The sequence below is a fragment of the Myxococcus sp. CA039A genome (assembly GCF_013336645.1).
GTDB classification, from domain to species: domain Bacteria; phylum Myxococcota; class Myxococcia; order Myxococcales; family Myxococcaceae; genus Myxococcus; species Myxococcus llanfairpwllgwyngyllgogerychwyrndrobwllllantysiliogogogochensis.
In genome coordinates this window covers 1-8,232 of sequence record NZ_JABUMQ010000425.1, presented here as the reverse complement: position 1 = coordinate 8,232, position 8,232 = coordinate 1, and the positions used below count along the sequence as shown (strand labels likewise).

Here is an 8,232-nt window from a genome sequence, read left to right as displayed (position 1 = left end):
CCACTCCGCCCGTGGCCGCCACTCCGGCCGCCCCCGTCACGTCCGCCGCCGACGCCGCCGAGCTGCGCAACCTGCGCGCGAAGGTCGCCGAGCTCCAGGCGTCGCTCGAGGACTCGCGTGGCGTGGCCGCGCAGGCCGAGGACCGGGTGCGCGAGCTGGAGTCCGAGCTGGAAGGCAAGGCCACCGAGCTGGAGACCGCGCGCGCGTCCGTCGGGAAGAACGACAAGGACACCTTCGCCCTGCGCGACGCCGTCAACAAGCGCGACAAGGAAATCCTGCGCCTGAAGACGGAGCTGAACCAGAAGGACCAGGAGATCGTCGAGCTGAAGGACCAGCACCTGGAGCTGGAGCAGAAGTCCAGCACGGCCGAGTCGGAGATGGCCCGGCGCGACGCGCAGATCAAGACGCTCACCACGCGCGCGGACACGCTCGCCGCGGAGCGCAAGCGCGTGGACCAGCAGCTCGCCACCTCCAAGGACGAGGCACGCGGCGCCACCGCCAGGCTGGCCACCGTCCAGGAGGAGCTGGATCAGCAGGCCGCGCAGGTCGCCGGACTCAACGCGGAGCTGGAAGAGCTGCGCAACCGCACCGGCCAGCTCGAGGCGGATGTGCAGGCCGCGCACGAGGAGGCCGAGGGCCTTCGCGCCCAGGTGGACACGGCGCAGCGCGAGGCCGAGGAGCTGCGGGGCCAGTTGGAGCAGACCCAGTCCGAGCTGTCCGAGCAGGGCACCCGCGCGGCGGACGAGGCGGAGGAGCTGCGCAAGCGCATCTCCGAGCTGGAGGCCACCGCGGTCCGCAACGAGGAGCGCGTGACGAAGCTCTACGCGCGCATCAAGAACGACGAGAAGCTGCGCGAGAAGACGAAGAAGGCGCTCGTCATCGCCCAGCAGCTCCTGGAGGAGCCCGCCTCCGCCGTGGCCGACGCCGACGAAGCGGCGGCCTGAAGCAGCTGAACGCCCCGGGACCACCCGGGGCGGTTGAACCTCGGGGGTCGAGCCTCCCGTCTGGAAGGCTCCCCCATCCCGCGCCTACTTGTCCTCGGTCTTCTTGGGCGTGGTCTTCTTCTCCAAGAGCTTCTTGGCGAACGCCTGCACCGCCGCGGGCACGTTCTTGTCGCGGCTCAGGTCCTTGATTTCGTTGTCGCGCAGCGAGTTGAGGAACTTCATGGTGACGGTGAGCGGCACCTTGGGGTTCTTCACCAGGGCCAGCCGCACCTTCATGTTCTTCGTCCACTCGCGGTTGTTGTAGATGACGCGCAGGACGTCATCCATCATCGCGCGGTTGGCCGCGAAGGACAGCACCTCGCCGTCGGTGATGCGCGGGCTGCGGACGACGGCCACGGCCACCAGCTTGTTCGTCTCGCGGATGAGCGCCGTGCGGGCTTCCTTGTTGCCCAGCGTCGCCAGCTTGATCTTCTCCGCGATGGACATCTTCATCAGCCGCTGCGCCAGCGTCAGCCGCTTGCCCTCCTCCAGCGGCGCGGCGTTCTCGTCCGCCACCTCGCCCCCCATCTCCTGGAGGAGCTGATCCGCGGTGGGGCCCGGGTCCGGCGGGGCCTCGGCGGCCTCCGGGCCGAACAGGCGCACGCGCGCGGCCTTCATCTGCGGCACGTCCGCCAGCACCAGGCCACTGCGCACCGCGAAGTCACAGACGCTGTCGATGAGCGACACCTGCGCCTGCGCGTTGGAGCAGAGGCCGCGCAGGATGTCCTCGTGACGAAGCAGGCGAAGCTGGTTCTGTCCGATGATTTCCGCCAGCTTCGCGCCACAGTCGCGCGCCACCACCGCGACGGCGTCGTCGGGCGTGCTGGCGTTGAGGATGAGCATCTCCGCGTAGGCGGCCTTCTCCTTCAGGAGGCCCAGGAAGAAGCCCAGCACCTGCGGCTGCACCTCCTCGTCGCGCAGCGCGGAGCCGAGAATCCTGTCCGGAAGGCCCGCGGACGTCTTCGCCGCCGTCTCCCGCACGGCCTCGTCCGGGTCGAACGTCAGCATGAACAACGCGCCCAGCATGTCCGACGGGCTGAGCGGAACCAGCGACTTGGCGGCCATCATCCGCAGCGGCACCGGCGCGGCAGGGTCCACGTGCTTGCGCAGGTTGGGCGGCAGGAACTCCGCGTTGAAGGGGCAGCCCGGAGGCGGTGCTGGGATGCTGCTGGGGGCGGCGGTGGTCATGTCGCGTGGTTCCTTCCGTAGATGATGCGAAGGCCCTCGAGCGTGAGGAGCTCGTCCACTTCGTGGATGGCCTTGGATTCACTGGCCACCAGGGGAGCCAGGCCCCCGGTGGCGACGACCTTCACGGGCTGGCCCAGGTCGGCCTGCATGCGCGCGCAGATGCCGTCCACCAGCCCGACGTAGCCGTACACGAGGCCCGACTGCATGGAGTGCACCGTGTTGCGGCCAATGACGTGCGGCGGCCGGGCGAACTCCACGCGCGGCAGCTTGGAGGCGTTCTGGAACAGGGCCTCCATGGAGATGTTGATGCCGGGGCAGATGCAGCCGCCCAGGTACTCGCCCCGCGCCGACACCGCGTCGAACGTCGTGGCGGTGCCGAAGTCCACGACGATGACGGCGGAGCGGTGCTTCTCGTACGCGGCCACCGCGTTGACGATGCGGTCCGCGCCCACCTCGCGGGGGTTGTCGTAGAGGATGGGCATGCCCGTCTTCACGCCCGGCCCGACGAACATGGGCCGCATCCGGAAGTAGCGCTCGCTCATCTTCTCCATGCTGAACTGGAGCGGCGGCACCACGCTGGACACGGCCACCGCGCCGACCTTCGTCGCGTCGATGCCGCTGTGGGAGAAGAGCTGGCGCACCAGGATGCCGTACTCGTCCGAGGTGCGCCGGGTGCTCGTCTCCACGCGCCAGTGGTCGAGCAGCTTGCGGCCGTCGAACACGCCGAGGACGGTGTTGGTGTTACCCACGTCGATGGCCAGGAGAATCACGGCCCGCACTCTACTCCGAAGGTGACTTGTCGAGGACCGCCTTGCCCCGCGCCTACTTCGAGCGCGGCGACTGCCGGGGCCGCAGTTGCTCCACGTCCCCCGCCAGCACGCGCTCCACCTGCCCTGACTCCGTGCGCACCAGCAGCGCCCCCGACGGGTCGATGTCCACCGCCAGCCCCCGCAGCTCGTTGCGGTCCGTACGAACCAGCACGTCCTGCCCCAGGGTGGAGGACAGCTCCTTCCAGCGGGTCCGCACCGCGTCGAAGCCCGTCTCCAGATAGAGGTCCAGCCACTCCTCCATGCGCGTCCAGAGCTGGGCGGCGAACTGGGCGCGGTTCACCCGCTCACCCCGGGCCAGCGACAGTGAGGTGGCCGTCTCCCGCAGCTCCTCCGGGAAGTGCTCGGCCTGGCAGTTGAGGTTGACCCCCACCCCGACGATGACGAAGTGGACCCGCTCCGGCTCGGCCGACAGCTCGGTGAGGATGCCCGCGACCTTGCGCCCCGAAATCTGGACGTCGTTGGGCCACTTGATGGCGGCGTCGGTACCGGCCTCGCGCAGCGTCTCCGCCAGCGCCACGGCGGCCACCAGCGTCAGCTCCGGAGCCCGCTGGGGCGGCAGCTCCGGACGGAGGATGGCGGAGAAGTACAGGTTGAGTCCCGGCGGGGACACCCAGACCCGTCCCCGGCGGCCCTTTCCCGAGGTCTGCTGCTCGGCGACGACGACCTCGCCGTGCTCGGCCCCGTCCTGGGCCAGGCGGAAGGCCACCTCGTTGGTGGAGCCCAGCACCGCGTGGTGGTGGAGGGTACGACCCAGGTCATGGGTCTCCAGCAGCGGCGCCACCTCCAACGAGGTGAGTCGGTCCGGCACTTCCACCAACCGGTAGCCCCGGGCGGGGATGGCCTCGATGCGGTAGCCCTTGGTGCGCAGGGCTTCCACGCGTTTCCAGACGGCCGTGCGGGAAAGGCCCAGCTTGCCCGACAGGGCCTCGCCAGAGGTGTAGTCGTCACCACTCTCGGAGAGGAACCCCAGGATGAGTTCCTCTTGCGTCTGCTCAGTCGATTCCACGGGCACGGCGGCACCTCGCACGAGGCGCAAGGGTACGGACCGGCGGACGGGCTTTCAACTCGCCCGCCCCAACGCCTGCCCCTCCCTGTTCACCAGCCCGGCGGTCAGCCGGCGGGCGGGGTGCTCGCCCCAGAGGGACGGCTGCCCTCCAGTTCGTACTTCGTCAGCTCCAGGCGCGTCTGGGGGATGCGCTGGCTCGCCGTCTCCAGCGCGGTCTCCAGGAGCACCATGCCCACCCCCGGGGCGAACGTCATGGTGTTGATGAGCGTGGCCTGGGCATCCACCCGGTTGCGCCCCTCCACCTGGATGCAGGACGGGAAGCTGCCCGCGGGCGTGTCACACGAGCCCCCGGCCTGGACAATCTGGTAGCGCTCCGTGGAGGACACCGACACCACGTTCGTCCACGCGTGGCCCGTCTCCAGGGGCCCTCGCAGCAGGTAGCGCTTGGGGTCTCTCAGGCCATAGGCGTCCACGGCCAGCTGCCCACCCTGGTTGTCGTGGAAGTAACCCTCCTCCTGCTTGAGGATCTCCACGGTGACGAGCTTGTCGGCGCGACCGTTGACCCGGTACGTCCACCGGTTGCCCACCGCGAGCGGGTAGTAGTCCGAGACGTCGCCAGACGCGGACTGCTTCTCCGGCTCCGCCTCCACCCGCTTGGAGCAGCCGCTCCCCAGCATCAGGGCGGCCAGAAGGACGGCGCCACCCACTCCGAACGAACGCGTCATCTCGATGTCAGTCCGCGTGGTCCCGACCACGCGCCTCCGCGGTGATGTGCTTGCGTGATGCGTAGAGCGTCTCCAGGGCCTGCTGCGCCGCGGCTTGCACGGCGGGCGCGTCATGCCCCTGGGCCACCGTATACAGGTACGCCTCCGCCTCGGGGCCACCAATCTCCCCCACGGCGAAGACCAGCTCCTGCACGAAGCCGTTGTCGCGCCCCCGCGCCAGGTCAATCAGCGCCGGCACGGCGACGCGCGCCTTCATCTCCACCAGCGCGCCAATCGTCTTGCGCAGGACGTCCCCGTCGGAGGACTCCTTCAGCCGATCCATGAGCAGCGGCGCGGCGGCGGGGTGCTGACGCTCGGCCAGCGTGCGCAGGGCGAACTCGCGCACGCGCGTGTCATCCGCGCGCAGCTCCTGCACCAGCACCTCATCGGTGCGATCCAGCGCGGACAGCTGCATCACCGCCGAGTCCGTCACCTGCCGCAGCACGGACTCCAGCGCGGTGCGCATGGCGGCCTGTCGTCCGGAGGGAGAGTCCTCCAGCACCGGCGCCTCGCCCAGGCCCACCACTTCGTAGTGCTGCGGCAGCTCACCGCCGAAGCGCTCCAGCACGAGGTTGGCGCCCACCTCCGCGTAGCTGCGAGGGTCCCCGTCCTTCAGCACCTCGCGCGTGAAGGGGACATCCAGCGTCAGGCGCCAGGGACGCACCTCGCGGGGCCCCTCCTCGCCCTTCAGCTCGAAGCGACGGGAGGACCTCAACGCCTGGGTGAACAACGTCGCGACACCCTCGGGCGCGAGTCCCAGCAGGGCGTTGTCCCGCACCGTGGCGCCGGACACATCCACCGGCGCCACCGGGTAGCTTGGCGCCTGCGACCGGCAGGCGCCAAGGAGGACGACGCAGATGGCGAGCATCAAGGCCGGCTTCATCGCTCCCCCAGGCTAACACCCGGGGACAGCCCGTGCCGGCCAATCCCACCCTCCGCGACGAACCGTGTCAGCCCTCTCCCCCTTCGGACGGACTCCGAGCCGGAAGAGGCGCAGCCTCTCGCACCTCGTGCGACTCACCCGCCTGCGTCGACTCGGTGGCCGGCGGGGGCGGAGGAACATCCCGATGAGACTCCGTGGGCGAGGCCTCGGCGGCGGGAGCAATGCGCCCCTCCTCCGTGGACTCGACGCCAACCTGGGGCGCGGCGACAGCCTCCTCTTCGGAGACCCGCGCCGGAGCGGCGACGGTCTCGCCCTGGGTGTCGGCTCCCGCCTCGCCCTGAGGCGCGGCGGTGGCTTCGCCCGAAGGCGCGGCCTCGCCCGGAGCGACGGCCCCTGCTTCGCCCTGGGGCGCGGCACCGGCCTCACCCGTAGGCGCGGCACCGGCCTCACCCGTAGGCGTGGCACCCGCCTCGGTGCCCCGATTGCCACGGCCGCGGCGACCCCGACGACGGCGGCGGCGGCGCTTGCGGTCACCCTGCGAGGCATCGCCGCCTTCCGCGGCTCCGCCCTCGGGACGCGCACCCACGAAGGCGCTCGCGGCCTCGAGGTCGTCGTCCTCGTCGTCATCCCCGTCATCGCCCTCCTCGTCCTCGGCCCCCGTGGACTGCGGCGGGGACACGGGCGCGGCGGGGAAGCTCTCACGGCCCTCGGCGGCGGACTCTCCGCCTCCGCGTGCCTCGGCTCCCTCGGAGGAGACCTCGACCTCGTCACTCGGGCGGGCCTCGCGCTGCTTGTCGCGGTCTCGCTCGCGCTCCCGGCGACGCTTCTCGCGGGGAGGATGCTCCGGCCGCTCCGACGAAGCAGCGGCGGCGGCGACCTCCGGGGACTCGTCGTCGCGCGTCTGCTTCTCGCGCTGACGCTCCTCGCGGCGCTTCTGGGCCTCCTCGGCGTCCAGCTTCGCGGCCTCGAAGAAGGTCTCGTCGACCTCGTACAGCTCCACCCGGGTGATGGTGACGGCGGTCTCGGCCTCCAGGAACTTCTCACCCAGCGCGTCGCCACACCACAACATCACCAGCGAGCCGCTGGCCTGGGCCTCCGTGCGCGCATCCCCGCGCACGTCACCCGCGCTCACCAGCAGACCCACCTGCGCCGAGTAGTGGCTCAGGTCGCGACGCAGCTCCTGCACCGACTTGCGGTCGATGGCGGGCGCGCCCTTCAGCATGCGCACCGCGTAGCGAAGCTCCACGCTGCCCTCGCGCTTGCGCGCCGTGAGCAGGGGGCCTTCCTTGGAGCGCTTGGCCACCTTCAGCTCGCGGAAGCCCAGCCCGTGCATCATCTTCACCACGGACTTCTCGAAGGTGCCCACGTCCGCTTCGCCCAGGCGCTTGCGCAGCCCGCGCGCCACGGCACGGCGTGCATCCTTGAGCGACGTGCGCAGCGTGGCGAGCAGCGCGGCGTCGACCACCGGCTCTCCCGCCGCCGCCGTGGCCGCCGTACGGGCCAGCACCGGACGCCCGGCCTCCAGGGGAATGCCCAGCGCCTGCGCGAACGCGGCCTGCAGCTCCAGCGACGGAGCCTCGCTCGGCGAACCCGCGCGCTCCAGCGTCACCTCTCCGGAGTCCTTGTTGAACGCGTACTGCGGACGCCGACCCGCGTCGATGCGACGCTGGTTGTCCTCCAACAGCGCCGTGAGCACCGCCTCCACCGTGAGGTCCTCGGCGCACAGCTCCTTGCTCCGAGCGCGCTCGATGATGACCTCCGTGCGCAGCCCGGCTTCGGCGTCGCTGAGGATTTCGAACACCACCTCGGGCAGCGGCGGGAAGCGCTTGCGCTTTCCACCCCGCTCCTCGTCCTCATCCCTCCGGCGCTTGCGCTCGCTGCCTCTGCCCGCCGCACGCACATTGTCCGTGCGCGGCTCCGGATGCCGCTCCGCTGGACGCAGCGGCGGCAAGTCCTCTTCCGGATTCGGCTCGATTACGCCAGTCTGCGCCAGGGCCTCCACATCCTCGGGAATCGACCAATCCACCAGCGCGAAGGTGTCCTTCGCGGTCACAATCACCTTGCGGTCCCTCGTGCGACGCGCCATGGCGGCGAGACGCGAGAGCATCGTCACCTCAGGCGTCTTGCCGACGTGGGAGAGCAGGCTTTGTTGGATGGACTTCTCGGTGATTTCAAGGAAGTGGAGGGGACGACCTTCGCTCTCCAGGATTCGGAGCGCGGCCTCGTAAAATGTCATCGAGTATTCCCCAAGAATTCCGAACGGTTACAAAAATGTAGGTCCGTATGGGCGGCGGATGCTAGCCATCGGTAAACTGGCTTGTCAACGAACCGAAGATGACCCGCATACGCATCGGACAGCGTTGGAAACGCGAACCCTCGGCCTCCCCGCTGGATTCCATCGCACTGGAACTGGATGGAGTGGACCTGCTGTCCGGCGCGGTGGAGGAGTCCTTAGCAGAAGTCGTTCCCGCTTTGGTGCGCGCCGTGGCCTCCTTGCATACAGGGGGGCGTGGGCTGGCCCAGGTTTCCCTGGCGGAGGCCCACCTGGAGCTGGTGCTCCGGAGGGTCGGCGCGGAGG

Annotated in this window: 6 protein-coding genes and 2 pseudogenes; 2 read left to right on the top strand and 6 right to left on the bottom strand. The window is 70.1% G+C overall.

The annotated features are described in order from the left end of the window. Window positions 1-944: pseudogene (locus HR086_RS42240) on the top strand (hypothetical protein); the annotation flags it as partial. An 84-nt stretch (window positions 945-1,028) separates the two neighbouring features. Here the strand turns inward: HR086_RS42240 and HR086_RS42235 are convergent. From HR086_RS42235 to HR086_RS42210, 6 genes are all read right to left on the bottom strand, one after another. Further along, window positions 1,029-2,171: a hypothetical protein gene (locus HR086_RS42235; RefSeq protein WP_174464243.1), complete on the bottom strand. Its 1,143-nt coding sequence runs from the start codon at window positions 2,169-2,171 to the stop codon at window positions 1,029-1,031. Next, window positions 2,168-2,938 carry a type III pantothenate kinase gene (locus HR086_RS42230; protein ID WP_141648083.1) on the bottom strand — a complete coding sequence of 257 codons (771 nt, stop codon included), beginning with the start codon at window positions 2,936-2,938 and terminating at the stop codon, window positions 2,168-2,170. Before HR086_RS42230 ends, HR086_RS42235 begins: the two co-directional genes overlap by 4 nt. Window positions 2,939-2,993: 55 nt before the next feature. Further along, window positions 2,994-4,013, bottom strand: coding sequence for a biotin--[acetyl-CoA-carboxylase] ligase (locus HR086_RS42225; protein ID WP_174456662.1), 1,020 nt, complete (start codon window positions 4,011-4,013; stop codon window positions 2,994-2,996). Window positions 4,014-4,111: 98 nt separating this feature from the next. After that, window positions 4,112-4,762, bottom strand: a complete 651-nt coding sequence (locus HR086_RS42220; RefSeq protein WP_371745625.1) for a hypothetical protein — start codon at window positions 4,760-4,762, stop codon at window positions 4,112-4,114. Then, window positions 4,740-5,654, bottom strand: a complete 915-nt coding sequence (locus HR086_RS42215; protein ID WP_141648073.1) for a HEAT repeat domain-containing protein — start codon at window positions 5,652-5,654, stop codon at window positions 4,740-4,742. Before HR086_RS42215 ends, HR086_RS42220 begins: the two co-directional genes overlap by 23 nt. 67 nt (window positions 5,655-5,721) lie before the next feature. Beyond that, entirely contained in the window at window positions 5,722-7,890 is a 2,169-nt protein-coding gene (locus HR086_RS42210; protein ID WP_254626693.1) for an HTH domain-containing protein, read from the bottom strand. Between the two features lie 98 nt (window positions 7,891-7,988). On the opposite strand from HR086_RS42210, the pseudogene HR086_RS48065 reads away from it, so the two are divergent. Next, window positions 7,989-8,232: pseudogene (locus HR086_RS48065) on the top strand (hypothetical protein); the annotation flags it as partial.